Here is a 16,515-nt window from a genome sequence, read left to right as displayed (position 1 = left end):
CGAACAGCCGTCGGGCTACACCGAGCCGGTGCTGCATGCCCGTCGGCGCGAGCACAAGGCCCAGCGCGCGGGCGGCTGATCGCGCAGCGCGAACCCGATATGACAAAGCCCGGCTTCGGCCGGGCTTGTTTGTGAGGCCGAACCCGATGTGACGGATCAAGCGACCCAGTGTCTCCACATCGGGCCGCGGTACGTTTCTTCGACAGATCTAGCTTTGGAGTCGCGGCCGAACGGGCCGGCGATCGTTTGCCGGCCCCGTCTGCCGTCGACTCTATTCCCCGAGCGCCTCGGCGATCTTCTGGGAATACTCGAAAACGTGATTATCGCGCGTGTCCATCGATTCGTCCGGCTTCTTCTTGGCCAGCGCCCGACAGTAGACGGCGGTGAGTGCCTTGATGGTGTCGCCGTTCGATGCATTGCCACGGGCGGCCTTGTAGCGCGTGGCGAATTGCTGGATCTGGCCCGGGTTGTCGAAAGAGTTCAGCAGTGCGTCGTCCTTGAACGCCAGCGCGGGCCGGATCTGTTCGGCCGGCAGCGATGGGCAGTGTGCTGCCGGTCGAACCCCGCCGGGTGGCAGTGATGACTTGGCGTGCGATCGACTTGACGCCACCATGTCCGTGGTCGCATCGGAGCGGACATCGTTGTGCCATGCGGTGCGGACATAGTTGGCGACCGCGGCAATCTGCTTGTCGTCCAGCTGTCGGGCGAACGAGGGCATCGCGCCCCAGACGTTTTCCGGCGCAAAGCCGACGAGAATCGCCATGACCACGCTGTTGGCGTCGTCGCCGATCACGAGATTGTTGCGGTCCAGCGCCGGGGCGACCCCGTAGGTGCCCTGTCCGTCATCGCCGTGGCAGGTCGCGCAATGCTTGGCATAGACGTCCTGGCCCAGTTTGGCCTGTTCCGGCTCGATCGGAATCGGTTTGGGGACCGGTTTCGGATGTTCGTTGGGCGGCATATTCTTGAGATAGAACGCGATCGCGTGCAGATCGGCGCGCTGCATGTGACGTAGGCTATCGTGCCAGACTTCGTTCATCGGCCCGACGAGCGCGGTCTTGGTCTTCAGGTCGCCGTTCTTCAGCAGATCGGTGAGCTGGTCGACGCTGAGATCCTTGATCGCCGAATCCGGGCCCGGGCTGAGACGCGGGGCGTACCAGCCGTTGAGCGTGAACCCGTCGAGAAACTGATCCTTCTTCTGGGCGAAGGCGATATTGCGCGGCGTGTGGCAGGAGCTGCAGTGCCCGAGCGCATGCACGTAATAGGCGCCCTTGTTGTATTCCGCGCTGCGGTTGGGGTCCGGCTTGAACCGGCCGGCATCGAAGAATGGAATGCGCCATCCGAGCAGGGCCAGACGAGCCATGCTGCTGAAATGGTCGCTCAGGACGATCAGCTTCGGATCCCGAACCTTGTTATGGATCGGCTTGATCGTCTTGAAGTAGGCCCACAGTGCCTTGACGTCATCGTCGCTGATCTTGGTGTAGCTGACGAACGGCATGGCGGGATAGATGTAATTGCCGCTCTTGCGTTTGCCGTGGTGCAGGGCCCGCTTGAAGTCTTCGTAGGTCCAGGTGCCGAGGCCGGTTTCATCGTCCTGGGTCAGATTGCTGGTATAGAAGACGCCGAAGGGACTTTCCATCGGCTTGTTGCCGGCATAGGGCTTGTCTTCCTTGTAGGTGTGACAACCCATGCAGTCGGCAATGCGGGCCAGGTTGGCGCCACGCTGTACCTGTGGCCCGCCTTCAACATGCAACGGCGCTTCCCCGGCGAAAGCGACGCCGGTCGTGATCAGCGTCACCAGCATCGTGGTGATCGACCAGATCCGGATTGTCGTCTTTGCCACGGTTACCCCCGCAATTTCCCTTCGACGAATTTCTGTGATGTACAAGTGTGCGTCAATGCCGTTCGTCGGGCGCTCGCCGGTGTCTCCGGCCACGGCCTCGCTCGTGGTAGTTTGAGGCCGAGGTGCGAGACGACAGATGCATTCGGTTGTCCTTGGTCGAACTCGTACGCAGCAAACAGGGGAATAGATGAGTCGGGCGTTCCCGTTTTCCGCCATCGTTGGCCAGCAGGCCATGAAACATGCCCTCGAGATCACGGCGGTCGACCCGAGCGTCGGCGGTGTGCTCGTGCGCGGCGATCGCGGGACCGGCAAATCGACAGCCGTACGGGCACTGCCCGGCGTATTGCCGCCGCTACGCGTGATTTCGAAATGTGTCTACGGCTGTGATCCGGCAGCCGACGCGACCGTGTTATGCGAAACCTGTCGGGCGGACGAGGCGGCCGGGCGTCGGGCGACGCGCCAGCAACCGGTGCCGGTCGTCGACCTGCCGCTCGGCGCCAGCGAGGACCGCATCGTCGGGGCACTCGATCTGGAGCGGGCCCTGTCCTCCGGTGAGAAGGTCTTCGAACCGGGCCTACTGGCGCGCGCGCATCGCGGTTATCTCTACGTCGACGAGATCAATCTGCTGGAGGATCATCTGGTCGACCTGCTCCTCGACGTGGCAGCGAGCGGCGAGAATATCGTCGAGCGTGAGGGGCTGTCGGTACGGCACCCGGCGGATTTCGTCCTGGTGGGCAGCGGCAATCCGGAAGAAGGCGAGCTGCGCCCGCAGTTGCTCGATCGTTTCGGCCTTGCCGTGGATATCACAACCCCATCGGTGTTGTCCGATCGCGTCGAGGCGGTGCGTCGAGCGGATGCCTATCGGCGTGATCCCGCGGCCTTCGTGGCGCGCTACAAGCGCAAGGACGGGGCGGTTCGAAAACGGATCCGTGATGCCCGACAACGGCTGCCGTCGCTCGAGACCACCGATGCCCTGCTCGAGGCCGCATCGGCGCTTTGTCTGCGACTGGGCACCGACGGGTTGCGCGGTGAGCTGACGCTCATCCGGGCAGCGCGCGCCAGTGCGGCGCTGGCCGGCGACGAGACGATCACCACCGCCCATCTGCGTGCCGTCGCGCCCGCGGCCCTGGCCCATCGTCTGCGCCGCGATCCGCTGGATGAGTCGGGCTCGGCCGCGCGCATCGAGCGGGCACTGGCAGAGCAGTTCGACGGCTGATGGCAGAACAACGATCGGGTGGGGGGCTGGCGTGGGGCGATGCCTGTCTCGCGGCCGCGCTGTGTGCCGTGGCGCCGCGCGCGCTGGGCGGCATCCACCTGCGAGCCCGCCATGGCCCCACGCGTGATGCCTGGCGAGCCGGGTTTCGCCGGCTGATGGGCAAGATCACCGAACAGCGGGTCGCCGCCGATGCGGACGACGGCGTCCTGTTCGGCGGGCTCGACATCGCGGCCAGCCTTGCCGCGGGCCGGGCGATCGTGGCAAGCGGTGTGCTGGCGCGTGTCGCGGGTGGTCTGCTGGTGATCGCCGGCGCGGAACGCTGCGACGATGCGTTTGCCGCCCGGATCGCGGCGACGATGGATCGGCCGGTGTGCGACACGTCATTTGCCGTACTCGCCCTCGACGAAGGCGACAACCCCGACGAGCGCGCGCCGGACGGTCTGGTCGAACGGCTCGCGCTGCGGGTGGATCTGGAAGAACAACCGAGCGCCGAACGGACGGCCGAATGGCCCGTGACGCCGGCTGAAATCATCGCAGCGCGTCGTCGATTTCCCGCCGTGACGATCGACGATGCCTATCTCGATGCCATCTGCGAGACAGCGGCGGCGCTGGGTATCGTCTCGCTTCGGGCGCCGCTGGCCGCGCTCGTGACGGCCCGGGCGGCGGCAGCGCTCGATGACCGCGCGCAGGTGGGCGAGGCGGATGTCGCAGTGGCTGCACGTCTTGTACTCGGTCCGCGTGCACGCCAGTATCCGACGCCGCCGTCGTCCACGACCGACGAGCCCGACGAGCCCGACGAGGCATCGGATGACGATACACAGGCCAGGCCGGCAGACTCGGCACCGACCGAGTCCGAGTCGAATACTGGCGAGGCCGCGACGCCACCGGAAACGGCCAACGCCACGCCGGGCGAGACCCAACCCAGTGACTCGGCGAGCAAGCGGGCTTCGAATGCCGATGCTCCGAACGACGAGGCATCGGAGGCCACACCCGCAGGCAACTACAGCGAGCTGATGCTCGAGGCGGCCGGCGCTCGCATCAACGATGACATGCTGGCCGAGGCCGGTACCGGCCAGACGCCGGGCGCGGCGCCGAACGCGCGGGCCGGTCGGCGCGGCGTTATCGCCCGGGCATCGGGAACGCGCGGCCGGCCGGTCGGTACACGCGCCGGGCTGCCGGATGATCGGCACCGGCTGGACGTCATGGCGACGCTGCGCGCGGCTGCCCCCTGGCAGACCGTGCGCGGACGCACGCAAGCCTCGCCGCGTCTGCGTGTGCGTGCCGACGACTTCCGCGTGCGCCGCCATGCCCAGGTCCAGGAAACCGCCACGCTCTTCGTGGTCGATGCCTCGGGCTCCTCGGCGCTGCACCGTCTGGCCGAGACCAAGGGCGCCATCGAACTGCTACTCGTGGATTGCTACGTGCGACGCGACCGGGTCGGCCTGATCGCGTTTCGCGGCACGACTGCCGATACGTTGTTGCCGCCGACGCGTTCGCTGACGCGGGCACGTCGCGCGCTGGCGGGGCTGCCGGGCGGCGGGCCGACGCCGTTGGCCTGCGGCCTCGATGCCGCACTGCACCAGGCCGGGCTGGCAAGCCGAGACGGTTTGAGCCCGCGTGTGGTGATTCTCACCGATGGGCGCGGCAATATCGCACGTGACGGCAGGCCCGGCCGTGCCGCAGCCGAGCGTGATACCGAGGCCGCGGCACGTGCCTTTCGTGCTGCCGGTCATGCCGCCTTGCTGGTCGATACCTCGCCGCGACCGCGTCCGGCGGCCGAGCGATTGGCCGAGCAGCTTGGCGCGCGTTACCTGCCGTTGCCGCTGGCAGACGCCACGCGGCTCTCGGACGCCGTACGCACGCAGGCCGGCGCATGAACCCGCGCGGCCTCGACTGGACACGCGATCGCCGCGACTGGCCGAACGCCGAATGCAGTCGTTTCGTGAGCACCGGGCATCTACGCTGGCACGTGCAGACATTCGCTTCGGGGCGAGCGGATGCGCCCTGTGTGCTGCTCGTGCACGGCACGGGGGCCTCGACGCATTCCTGGCGCGATACGGCCCCGGCGCTTTCTGCGGTGGCCGATGTCGTCGCAGTCGATCTGCCGGGGCATGGTTTCACCGAGCGCCCGCCGCCCAACGGGTTGTCGTTGCCCGGCATGGCACGACGACTTGCTGCGCTGCTCCAGACGATGGCCGTGGTGCCGGATATCGTGATCGGCCACTCGGCCGGCGCGGCCATTCTCGTGCGCATGGCGCTGGATGGCCATATCGCGCCCCGAGAGATCATCAGCCTCAACGGGGCAATCTATCCGTTTCGTGGAACCGCCCAACGGATGTTTCCCGGTATTGCGCGGGCACTGTTCCTCAATCCGCTCGTGCCGCGGCTGTTCGCGTTCGGTGCGGGACGCCATGCGCGGGTCGAGCGATTGATCGAAGGCACCGGCTCGCGACTCGATGCCGAGGGCATCGCGCTTTATGCGCGCCTGTTCGCCTGTTCTGGGCATGCCGGTTCAGCCCTCGGGATGATGGCGCGCTGGGATCTGGATGCGCTTGATGCCGAGATCGCCACGCTCGAAGTGCCGCTCACCTTGGTTGTCGCCGACAACGACCGGGCGGTTTCACCGGACCAGGCCGCGCCGCTTGCCGCACGCCTGTTGACGGCCGAGATCGTGCACCTTGCCGCGCTTGGCCATCTGGCCCACGAAGAAGACCCGGGCCGTACCAACGCCTTTCTCCGGGCGCGTATCACGGGCGATCCCGAGGTGGCGGGGCCGTGAGCGCGCGCGCGATCGTCATCGGCGCCGGCTTCGGCGGGCTCGCGGCCGCCGTGCGGCTCGGCGCGCGTGGCTACGACGTGACCGTGCTCGAGAAACTCGATGCGCCGGGCGGGCGCGCCTATGTGCATCGTCAGGACGGTTTCGTCTTCGATGCCGGGCCGACCATCATCACGGCGCCGTTTCTCTTTGAACAGCTCTGGGCTTTGTGTGGGCGGGATTTCCATGCCGAAATCGATCTGCGGGCGATCGACCCGTTCTATCGTATTCGCTTTGCCGACGGCGAAACCATGGATTACACCGGCGATGCCGCAACGATGCGGGCCGAGATCGCGCGTCTGGCCCCGGATGACGTCGCCGGTTACGAGCGTTTCGTCGCCATGTCGCAACGTATATTCGAAGTCGGGTTCGAACAGCTCGGACATGTGTCGTTCGCCGACTGGCGACGCATGCTTGGCGTCGCCCCGGCGCTCGTGCGTCTGAAAAGCTATCGCAGTGTCTATTCGCTGGTGGCGTCCTATGTCCGCGATGAACGACTGCGTATCGCGCTGAGCTTTCATCCGCTGCTGGTGGGCGGCAATCCGTTCAGTACGACGTCGGTCTATGCGCTAATCGCGTTTCTGGAGCGACGATGGGGCGTGCACTTCGCGATGGGCGGTACCAATCGACTGGTCGATGGTCTGTGCGATCTGATCGCCGGCCAGGGCAATCGCGTGCGGTGTCATGCGCCAGTCGCCGAGATCGAACGTCGCGACGGACGGGTCGCCGGCGTGCGCCTGGCCGACGGCGAACGGCTGGCCGCCGATATCGTGGTTTCCAACGCGGATTCGGCCAGTACCTACGCCCATCTGCTGGGGGATCATCATCGACGTTACTGGACGGATCGCCGGTTGGCGCGATCACGGTACTCGATGAGTCTGTTCGTCTGGTATTTCGGAACCGACCGGCAATATCCGGATGTGCCGCATCACAGCATATTGCTGGGTCCGCGCTATCGCGGGTTGCTCGACGATATCTTTAACGGTCATCGACTGGCCGAGGACTTCAGTCTGTATCTGCACCGCCCGACGGCCACCGATCCGTCGCTTGCACCGTCGGGCTGCGATGCGTTCTATGTCCTGTCGCCGGTGCCGGATCTGTCGGCCGATATCGACTGGTCCGTCCGGGCAGAGCGCTATCGCGCGGCCATCGAGGCCGAGCTGTCGCGGACCGTGCTGCCGAATCTGGGCGCGCATGTGATCAGCTCGCGCGTGATGACACCACAGGAGTTTCAGGATCGGTTGGGCAGCTATCGCGGCGCGGCATTCGGCCTCGCGCCAGTGTTGACGCAGAGTGCCTGGTTTCGACCGCACAACGTCAGTTCGGAGGTGCCGGGCCTGTATCTCGTTGGCGCAGGGACCCATCCGGGGGCCGGTGTGCCCGGCGTTCTGTCGTCGGCGCGCGTGCTCGACGAGGTGGTGCCCGATGCCGATACCTTCGGTTGAAGCCGCGGGCGAACGGGGCGAGCGCCGATGTCCCCGCTCGATCGCCGGCCGGCGCCGGGCGGCGCGTCATCGCGAGGTGGCCGGCGGGGTTGTCTCGCCGCAGGCCGTTACCGCGTGCGAGGATGACGACATGCCGGGTCATATACGCGCCGGACGTTGCGGCGTCGGTCGGGCCCGGTGGGAATTGTCGGGATGCGTATATGAGTGACACCAGCCCATCCTCGGATCTTGCGGCCTGTCGGCGATTGCTGGCCGAGGGGTCTCGTAGCTTCGATCTGGCCGCGCGCGGGCTGCCGAGCGGCGTTCGGGATGACGCCACGGCGCTCTATGCCTTTTGTCGGGTGGCCGACGATGCCATCGATCGCAGTACCGATCCCGGTGCCGCGCTCAACCGCCTGGCAGAACGGCTTGATGCGATCTATGCCGACCGGCCCGTTAACGATCCCGTGGATCGGGCAACGGCTGCGCTCGTGCGCCGTCACGATCTGCCGCGTGCCGTGTTCGATGCGTTGCTCGAAGGTCTCGGCTGGGATGTCGCCGGGCGCGAATATCGCACGTTGGCCGAGCTGCGTGCCTATGCTGCCCGGGTGGCCGGGACGGTCGGCGTGCTCATGACGCTCATCATGGGCCGGCGGGATGCCGATACGCTCACGCGTGCGGCCGAGCTGGGCGTGGCCATGCAGTTGACCAACATCGCCCGGGACGTCGGCGAGGACGCGGAACTCGGACGCTGTTATCTGCCGCGCGACTGGCACCCGCCGGCCGGCGACGATGTCACGCCCGGCGGGCGCCCCGCGCGGTGGCAGCGCGCGGCCACCGCGCGGCTGCTCCGCGAGGCCGATCGCCACTATGCGCACGCCATGCCGGGTATCGCGCGCTTGCCGGGCCGATGTCGAATCGGTATTCGGGCAGCCGCTTACATCTATGCCGAGATCGGCGCGGTGATCGCGGCCGCCGATCACGATAGCGTCACGCGCCGTGCGGTCGTGCCTCGCTCACGCAAGCTCGTGCTGCTGGCCGGTGCGTTATGGCCGGCCGCAAGGCCAACGCGCAGCGACGCGGCGGCACCGGCGGCCGCGGAGACAGCCTTTCTCGTCGATGTGGCCTGCCGCTCGTCGCCGACGGCTGATCGGCCGAGACCACAAACGCTGCGTTGGTGGCAACTTGCCGAGCAATGGGGCTGGGTCATCGAGCTGTTCGGGCGGCTCGCGGCCCGGGAGCGCCTTGACAGGCTCTCGGCGCCGACGTCGAATGAAAGCTCTCGTTCCACAACCGTCACACAACAGAGGTAGTGTCATGCCTGCAACCGGTATTGCCGTTTCTGCATTCATTCTGGCCGTGGTCGTGCTGATCGGCGGCAGTGTGCTCGAGCTGCGCAATCTGAAGAAAGACAAGTAAATCCGCGCCGCCGGCGTGCCGACACGGCCTCGGCCGAGGCGGTATCGCCTGCCGCGAGCAGGGTCGTGATCGCCGGCTTCTTTAGCTCCGGGGCAGTCGCCGTCGTCGGCCTGGTGGTACTTGCCGGCGAAGCGCTCTGGTTTCGGTCCCGGGGCGCAGCCGTGCCCTGGGCGCATCTACTCGCCGGGGCCGGGCTGCTCGCCGCACTTCTGGGCGCATTGCGCGGCTGGCCATGGCCGTTTCTGGCGCTGACGCTCGGCATCGCACTGGCAGGCCATGTGATGGATCGGCGTCGGCGGTAACGCAGCGTATCGGCCGGCCGAGGCAGCCGCCCGGTGCATCGGCTGATCGACGCCGCGGTTCATTCGAGAGGGTCGCCGTGCCGTTTCACATCCGCCTGCGGCCGGTTGATGCGGGTGCAAGCCGGCGCCAGAGGCTTGCCGAAATGGGCGGTGCGGCCGGATGACGGCCAAACGAAGGCCGTGCGAAGGCAGGTCCCGCATACGCGGTCACTCGGTACCCGTGTGCTGGAATAAAAAATGGCCGTCGTGTTTCCGATTCGAAGGCGCTGGTCTCGATGAGCCGAAACCCGAGCACGACAAGCCGATAATGACGTGCGGTGGCGTCACGAGTCGTGGCTCGTGACTGGCCAGAACCGGCGATTCGCGCCTCGCCGGACATATGACCAAAGCGCTCGAACGACACGGCGAGAGGCCGTGGCGCCGGGCCACTGGCGTCAACGATCGGCGGATCGGCCGGCCACGCGCGGCATGCGAAAACGTAGCAGCGTCCGAACCCAGGGCGCCGAAAAACGGCTGAGCGACAACGACTCATGCACGCCGTGTGCTGGCGCGCCTTCGCGCTCGGTCACGATCTCGGAGCGGGCATAGAACGGGGTGTCCTCGAGCGTCCGCGTGACGCTGGGCGCGGCCTCGCTGCGGATCGCGCGTGGTACGCGCCACAGGCGCGTCGGCGGCAACGCGTGCCAGGCCGGCTGGGGGGCATCGCCCTGGACCTGCCCGTGCGCGTCCACGGCAAGCGCCAGGCCACGCGTCGTGCCGTCGCACATGACCACGTCGTAGTCGATGCGCGAGCGACGCTTGCCGGTCGTCATGCGGGCCCACTGCCAGCGATTGAAATCCGCTTCCAGCGGTCGCGTGCCGCGGTTGTGATCGCAATAGGCGCGACCGGACCATTGCAGCCCCGGGTTTTGCAACGTGACCGTGACATCGCCCTGCGGCGCGAGCGGATGCCAGAGATGGCGTGCCTCGGCATCGAGCGCGAATGGCTCGGGGGTGAGAGCATCGGGGCGAACGACGATGCGGCCGCTCACGCGTCGCGGTAACGGGCTGCCGCGTTCGGCGACGTCGAGCGTGAGTGCCTGCCCGTCCCAGTGCACCCGGCTGGGGCCGATGGCGAGACTGTCCGGGCGCGGTGTCACCGCATTGCGATCACGTTCGGTCATCGCCCAGCGCCGGTTCGGGCCGTAGAGCGCGACGTTGAACGCCGAATGATCCAGCGCCGCGGCGGTGCGCCTGAAACGACGAGCGTTGTAGTAGTAGGGGGAGAAGACGCTTCCGATGAATACGATGACGGTCAGCGCATGGCGGCCGTCGTCGCTCACGGCATCGATATACCACCAGCTGTAGCCGCCGTGGGGAACGGGGCGATCGAAATACGGAAACGTCATCTAACCCTCGTCAGCCATCAATGCATGCGCGGCGTTCTGGCCGGAAAGCGCGACCATCGGCAGACCGGCGCCGGGATGTACATCCCCGCCGGCCAGATACAGCCCGGCCAGACGGCTGCGCGCAGTCGGCCGGGCAAAGGGCGCGCGGGCGCCATGGGCCGGTGGGCCGTACAGGGCCCCGCGCGAGCCGGGAAACCGACGGGCGAAGTCGCCCGGTCCGGTGCTTACGGGCGTTACCCGTGATGTGATGCGCAGTCCGGCGCGGCGCAGCACGCCAAACACGCGTTCCTGAAAGGCATCGTGTGCATCGTCGGTCGGCCCGAGGCCGTCGGCACCGGTGCCCGGGGCATTGGCCAGACAGAGCAGTCGCTCGGTGTCCGGCGGTGCGGTGGCGTGCTCCGTCGCCGGACGATCCTGGGCACAGACATAGACCGTCGGGTCCGCTGGCAGGCGGCGTCGATCGAACAGATCGGTGAATTCGGCAGCGTAGTCATTGCCGAAGAACACGTTGTGATGGCTGAGGGGAAAGCCGTCGGTACGGGCGACAACGCACCAGGTCACACCGGACAGGGCCGGCATCCGGCGCCGGTTGTCGAGGCTGCGCCGTGCGGCCGCACCGAATCGTCCCTCGGTCAGGGCGTGCGTGTCGACGTTGGAGATCACACGACGGGTCGCGACATGGCGCGTATCGGCCAGGCGCAGACCGACCACGCGATCGTGGTCGTCGCAGTCGATCGTCGCGACCGGCGTGTTGCATTCGATCGACACCCCCCATCGACGCGCGACGTCGGCCAGCATTTCCGCCAGAGCGTGCATGCCGCCATCGACCTGCCAGACGCCGCGCTGTTCGACATCCGCAATCAGCATCAGGCTGGCCGAGGCACGGAACGGATCGGCGCCGGTGTAGGTCGCATAGCGGCCGAACAGCTGGCGCAGGCGCGGATCGCGAAAATATCGCCCGAGTGCGGTCCAGAGACTGGCGTATGGATTGATGCGGGCGAGCTGGGCGAGGGCGCTCGGCCCGTGGCTGCGAACCAGGCGCCACGTCGAGGGTTCGGCGGCCCGCAGGAACGGGCCTTCGAGCAGGGCGCGGGCGCGTTCGGCATCGGCACGAAAACGCCGAAAGCCCGCGGCCTCGTCCGATCCGGCAAAGGCAGCGATCGCCTCGATCGATCGTTCGGTGTCGGCGAACAGATCGAGCCGGCTGCCGTCGACCCATGCGTGTCGCGCCAGGACCTCGGCCTGTCGCAGTTCGATCTCGTCGGCCAGAGACGTGCCGGCGCGGGCGAGCGTGTCCTCGAATATGTCGGGCAGCGTGAACACGGTCGGCCCGGCGTTGACGGCGTGGCCATCGACGTACTGCAGGCGCGCCTTGCCGCCAACGGTCTCGGCCGCCTCGAAGATTCGGACCGGATAACCAGCCACGGCCAGCTCGATGGCCGCCACGAGTCCGCCGATGCCGGCGCCGATGACCACGACCGGGGTATCATCGGGCATGGGTTTGCCTAGGGACTGTTGATGTTTCGTTCGAGCGCCGCGTTGGAGACCGCAAATCGTGTCCGGCAAGGCGCGAGTCGCCGATCGTGGCGTGCCACGATCCAGACTCGCAACGCCGCAGGGTGCGATTTGCGGCCCAACCCTTCGGGAAAAGTGCCCCGAAATCAAAAACACGACGGCAATACAGCGTTCCAGCACGCTGGCGCAGCATGACTGCGCGGCGCGTGCGACGCCTCGTCTTGCCGCAGAACAGCACTTGGCGCGGACTCGCACGAAACATCAACAGGCCCTGGCGCGCATCGGGCAGATCGTCGTCATGGCGGCTAGGTTGCCTTGGCCGATGGGCGCCGTACAGCCCGGACGGGCGGCGTTGACGCTCGACGAGGCTGCCGCCTAACCTCGAAACCGGGCCCGGCGCCTGCGACGACCAGCCGACAGGGGGCATCTCAAGATGGACAGTGACAGTCGAATCGAAGCAGCGCTGGCGCAGGCGATGGCCGTCGGCCGAGATGCCGATTGCCCCTCGGGTCTGGCGGCGGCCACGCGTCACGCCGTGTTCTCCGGCGGCGCCCGCGTGCGACCGCGGCTATGTCTGGCGGTGGCCAGTGCCTGCGGCGAGGATTGCCCGGCCGTGAGCGACGGTGCCGCAGCAGCCATTGAACTGTTGCACTGTGCCTCGCTTGTCCACGACGACTTGCCCTGCTTTGATGATGCGGCGACGCGACGCGGCCACGCGGCCATTCATCAGGCGTTCGGCGAGCCGTTGGCCGTGCTTGCCGGCGATGCGCTCATCGTCGCGGCGTTTCAGACACTCGCGGCCGGCGCAGCGAACCGGGCCGATCGTCTGGCCGGGCTCGTCGGGCTGTTGAGCGAGGCGGTCGGCATGCCGCACGGCATCGTGGCCGGTCAAGCCATGGAATGTGAAGGCGAGATCGCGCTCGAGGATTATCATCGCGCCAAGACCGGGGCCCTGTTCGGGGCGGCCACCATGCTCGGCGCTGCGGCGGCCGGGCACGATCCGCGCCCCTGGCATCAACTCGGCGATCGTATCGGGCAGGCCTATCAGATCGTCGACGACATCCGCGATGTCACACAGGACAGCGAGGCGCTCGGCAAGCCGCGGGGGCAGGATGATCGGCTCGGCCGGCCGAGTGCAGCGCGGACTTACGGCATCGCCGCCGCGCGGACGCGTTTCGATGCGCTGATGACCGAGATGGTCGCGAGCGTGCCCGAGTGTCCGGGCGCGGCCACGCTGCGCTGGCGCATCGTCAACGAATCCGCGCATTTCTTTCCCGGCCTTGCCGCCGAGCCCGCCGCCTGAAACCGACGACGGACAAGCCGGGTTTCTGGCCGGGTTTCTGGCAGCGCTGGCGTATTGCGTGGCGTGTCGCCTGGCTCGCCTGGCGCAACCGGCGACTCGCGGACCCGACCTTTCAGCGTGCTGCGGCGCGTCGATGGCTGACGCGGCCGATCGCTCGCCGCAATACCCGGGCATTGTTCGATCTGTGCGCCGGGTTCGTGTATTCGCAGGTCCTGGTTGCCTGTGTCGAGCTCGATCTGTTTGCCCGTCTTTTCGAGGGCCCGGCCACCGCCGCCGGCCTGGCAGCCCACGATGATCTGGATCCTGATGCCATGGCGCGTCTGCTTGCGGCGGCGGCCAGTCTCGATCTGGTCGAGGCGCTTGGCGACGGGCGCTATGCGCTCGCCGGCCTGGGTGCCGCGGCCCACGGCAATCCGGCAGTGGCCGCCATGGTGCGTCATCATCGGGCGTTGTATGCCGATCTTGCCGATCCCGTGGCCCGGCTTCGGCACCGGGATGCGCCAAGCGCCCTGAATCGTTTCTGGGCCTACGCCGAGACCCCGGGGGCGTCTCCGGAGCACGAGAGAACGGCCGCCTATACACAGCTCATGGCCGACTCACAGGCCATGATTGCGGAACAGGTCCTGGCCAGCTGCGATCTGTCGGCGGTGCGCGCGATGCTCGACGTTGGCGGCGGCAGCGGGGTGTTCGCCGAACACGTGACAGCGCGCTGGCCGCGGCTGCAGGCCACGGTGCTCGATCTGCCCTCGGTGACAGCACAGGCCGAACAGCGGCTCGCGCAGATGCCGCAGGCCGGGCGCATCGCCTGTCTCGGTGGCGATATGCACGACATGGCCTGGCCGACGGCGCAGGATCTCGTGACCTTCGTACGGATCCTGCACGACCACGAGGATGAAACCGTTGCCGCGTTGTTGCGTCGAGCCCATGCCGCACTTCGGCCCGGCGGCCGGCTGATCATCGCGGAGCCCATGGCCGACACGCCGGGTGGGGCCGCGATCGGGGCGGCCTATTTCGGTTTCTACCTGTGGGCGATGGGCCAGGGGCGGGCGCGCGACCGCGCCGAACTCGGCCGATTGCTGGGGCATGCGGGCTTTGCCGGGGTCCGGGTTCTGCGGCCGCCGAATCCTTTGCTGGCGGGGGTTTTGGAGGCATACCGCACGGCAGCGACGGACGGTTATTGACTTGGGTCCTGCCCGGTGTAGTTTCAGCTCAAGGGAGTTTTATACAGCCACCATTCAGCCGTGTCGCCGCCGCCGGCCCATGCGAGGAAAGGGACGTGAATAGTCGCGCAGTCGTGATCGACAGACCCGAAACGCTGGCCGTGCGCGAGCTGGGTCTCGATGCGCCCGGCGACATGGATCTGGTCGTGGATATCCGGTTTTCGGGTATCAGCACCGGGACCGAACGACTGCTCTATGACGGCCGCATGCCGCACTTCCCCGGGCTGGCCTATCCGCTTGTGCCGGGCTACGAATCGGTCGGCGTCGTCTCCGATGCCGGCGCTGGTGCCGCCGAATGGATCGGCCGGACGGTGTTCGTGCCGGGGTCGAGAGGCTTCGTCGGCGCACACGGCCTGTTCGGCGGGGCCGCCTCGCGGGTGGTCGTGCCGGCCGCCCGCGTCACGCCCATCGGAGACGATCTGGGCGAACGCGGTGTGCTGCTTGCCCTGGCGGCGACTGCCCATCATGCGTTGCACCCGCAGGGCAGCGACAGCGCGCCGGTGCTGCCGGATCTGATCGTCGGCCACGGTGTGGTCGGGCGTCTCGTCGCGCGGCTCTGTCTCGCGCTGGGCGGGTCGGGCCCGCGCGTGTGGGAACACGAGACGCGGCGTCGCACGGACCACGAAGGCTATACGGTCTGCGACCCGGCCGACGACGAGACGACCGGCTACGTCTGCGTTGTCGATGCCAGCGGCGATGCCGCCGTTGTCGATTCGATCGTGCCGAAACTCGCCCACGGAGGCGAAGTCGTGCTGGCCGGTTTTTACCCGGGACGTGTCGGATTCGCTTTCGCGCCGGCCTTCATGCGCGAGGCGCGTATCCGCATCGCCGCGGAATGGCAGCCGAGTGACATGGCAAGCACGCTTCGACTCGTCGAGCGCGGTCTTCTATCGCTCGACGGCCTGATCTCGCATCGACACGGTGCCGGTGATGCCGCCACGGCATATCGCGCCGCTTTCGAAGACCCTGAATCCATCAAAACGATCCTGGACTGGAGAGCCGTGCAATGAGCACCCGCAACCAGACCGCAAGTGCCGCTTTTTCCGTCGACCAGCTCAAGCGCCAGCTGCGCGATGAAGCTGGCGTGGAGCCGGATGCCCCGTCGACCGAGCCCGCCACCAAGGAAACCCAGGTCATCGCGATCTATGGCAAGGGTGGGATCGGCAAGAGTTTCACGCTGGCCAATCTGTCGTACATGATGGCCCAGCAGGGCAAGAAGGTGCTGCTGATCGGCTGCGATCCGAAATCCGATACCACGTCGCTGCTGTTCGGCGGTCGGGCCTGTCCGCCCATCATCGCGACCTCGTCGGCCAAGAAGGCCGCGGGGGAGCAGATCAGCATCAGTGATGTCTGTTTCAAGCGCGACGGCGTGTATGCCATGGAGCTGGGCGGGCCGGATGTGGGCCGCGGCTGTGGCGGACGCGGCATCATCCACGGGTTCGAAACCCTCGAGAAGCTGGGCTTCCACGAGTGGGATTTCGACTATGTCCTGCTCGATTTCCTCGGTGATGTGGTCTGCGGCGGTTTCGGGCTGCCGATCGCAAGGGACATGTGTCAGAAGGTCATCGTCGTCGGCTCCAATGATCTGCAGTCGCTCTACGTGGCGAACAACGTCTGTTCGGCGGTGGAGTATTTCCGCAAACTCGGCGGCAACGTCGGCGTGGCCGGCATGGTGGTCAACAAGGACGAGGGCACCGGCGAGGCAGCGGCCTTCGCCGAGCAGGTCGGCATCCCGCTGTTGTCCTCGATCCCCGCCAACGACGACATCCGGTCCAAGAGCGCGAACTACGAGATCATCGGCTATCCCGGTGGCCAGTGGGCCGACATGTTCGATGAACTGGGTCGCAATGTGGCCAGTGCACCGCCGGTGCTGCCGACGCCGCTCGAGCACGATGCGCTGCTCGGCCTGTTCAAGGGGGACGAAGTCGGTCGCAACGTGGTGCTCGAGCCGGCGACCGAAGCCGACATGCGCGGCGTCAACGTCGTCGACAAACCCTCGCTCGAAGTCGTCTACGACGAGGTCTGAGGCCCAGAATGAGCGCCGATAATCGTCGAAGCCAGGCAGCCGAGGTC

At 67.2% G+C, this 16,515-nt stretch carries 13 protein-coding genes; 10 read left to right on the top strand and 3 right to left on the bottom strand.

Annotated features, from left to right (window positions below):
• Positions 1–271: 271 nt before the first annotated feature.
• Positions 272–1,840 (bottom strand): cytochrome c, encoded by a 1,569-nt coding sequence (locus D3260_RS13310; protein ID WP_158583537.1) that lies wholly within the window; start codon positions 1,838–1,840, stop codon positions 272–274.
• Between the two features lie 187 nt (positions 1,841–2,027).
• Here D3260_RS13310 and bchI point away from each other — a divergent pair, with 187 nt between their 5' ends.
• The 6 genes from bchI to D3260_RS13280 all read left to right on the top strand — a co-directional run bounded on the left by bchI (position 2,028) and on the right by D3260_RS13280 (position 9,016).
• Entirely contained in the window at positions 2,028–3,056 is a 1,029-nt protein-coding gene (gene bchI / locus D3260_RS13305) for a magnesium chelatase ATPase subunit I (protein WP_120099092.1), read from the top strand.
• Positions 3,056–4,933, top strand: a complete 1,878-nt coding sequence (locus D3260_RS13300) for a VWA domain-containing protein (RefSeq protein WP_120099091.1) — start codon at positions 3,056–3,058, stop codon at positions 4,931–4,933. Before bchI ends, D3260_RS13300 begins: the two co-directional genes overlap by 1 nt.
• On the top strand, positions 4,930–5,835 hold the full coding sequence (gene bchO, locus D3260_RS13295; RefSeq protein ID WP_120099090.1) for an alpha/beta fold hydrolase BchO: 906 nt from the start codon (positions 4,930–4,932) through the stop codon (positions 5,833–5,835). Before D3260_RS13300 ends, bchO begins: the two co-directional genes overlap by 4 nt.
• Positions 5,832–7,316, top strand: coding sequence for a phytoene desaturase (locus D3260_RS13290; RefSeq protein ID WP_120099089.1), 1,485 nt, complete (start codon positions 5,832–5,834; stop codon positions 7,314–7,316). The genes bchO and D3260_RS13290 overlap by 4 nt, the downstream gene beginning before the upstream one ends.
• 200 nt (positions 7,317–7,516) lie before the next feature.
• Positions 7,517–8,608 (top strand): phytoene/squalene synthase family protein, encoded by a 1,092-nt coding sequence (locus D3260_RS13285; RefSeq protein WP_120099088.1) that lies wholly within the window; start codon positions 7,517–7,519, stop codon positions 8,606–8,608.
• A 171-nt stretch (positions 8,609–8,779) separates the two neighbouring features.
• Positions 8,780–9,016 carry a hypothetical protein gene (locus D3260_RS13280; protein WP_120099087.1) on the top strand — a complete coding sequence of 79 codons (237 nt, stop codon included), beginning with the start codon at positions 8,780–8,782 and terminating at the stop codon, positions 9,014–9,016.
• A gap of 434 nt (positions 9,017–9,450) precedes the next feature.
• Here D3260_RS13280 and D3260_RS13275 read toward each other — a convergent pair whose 3' ends face one another.
• Together D3260_RS13275 and crtD are read right to left on the bottom strand one after the other, a co-directional pair.
• Positions 9,451–10,404 carry a carotenoid 1,2-hydratase gene (locus D3260_RS13275; protein WP_120099086.1) on the bottom strand — a complete coding sequence of 318 codons (954 nt, stop codon included), beginning with the start codon at positions 10,402–10,404 and terminating at the stop codon, positions 9,451–9,453.
• Positions 10,405–11,901: a 1-hydroxycarotenoid 3,4-desaturase CrtD gene (crtD, locus tag D3260_RS13270; protein WP_120099085.1), complete on the bottom strand. Its 1,497-nt coding sequence runs from the start codon at positions 11,899–11,901 to the stop codon at positions 10,405–10,407.
• 451 nt (positions 11,902–12,352) lie between these two features.
• On the opposite strand from crtD, the gene D3260_RS13265 reads away from it, so the two are divergent.
• The 4 genes from D3260_RS13265 to D3260_RS13250 all read left to right on the top strand — a co-directional run bounded on the left by D3260_RS13265 (position 12,353) and on the right by D3260_RS13250 (position 16,468).
• Complete coding sequence (locus D3260_RS13265) at positions 12,353–13,222, top strand: polyprenyl synthetase family protein (RefSeq protein WP_120099084.1); 870 nt, start codon at positions 12,353–12,355, stop codon at positions 13,220–13,222.
• A gap of 173 nt (positions 13,223–13,395) precedes the next feature.
• Positions 13,396–14,403, top strand: a complete 1,008-nt coding sequence (locus tag D3260_RS13260) for a methyltransferase (protein ID WP_199671506.1) — start codon at positions 13,396–13,398, stop codon at positions 14,401–14,403.
• 95 nt (positions 14,404–14,498) lie between these two features.
• Positions 14,499–15,452 (top strand): chlorophyll synthesis pathway protein BchC, encoded by a 954-nt coding sequence (bchC, locus tag D3260_RS13255; protein WP_120099083.1) that lies wholly within the window; start codon positions 14,499–14,501, stop codon positions 15,450–15,452.
• Entirely contained in the window at positions 15,449–16,468 is a 1,020-nt protein-coding gene (locus D3260_RS13250; RefSeq protein WP_120099082.1) for a chlorophyllide a reductase iron protein subunit X, read from the top strand. The genes bchC and D3260_RS13250 overlap by 4 nt, the downstream gene beginning before the upstream one ends.
• Positions 16,469–16,515 lie beyond the last annotated feature (47 nt).

The organism is Salinisphaera sp. Q1T1-3, assembly GCF_003602005.1.
GTDB lineage: Bacteria > Pseudomonadota > Gammaproteobacteria > Nevskiales > Salinisphaeraceae > Salinisphaera.
This window is presented reverse-complemented; position numbering and strand designations above follow the sequence as displayed.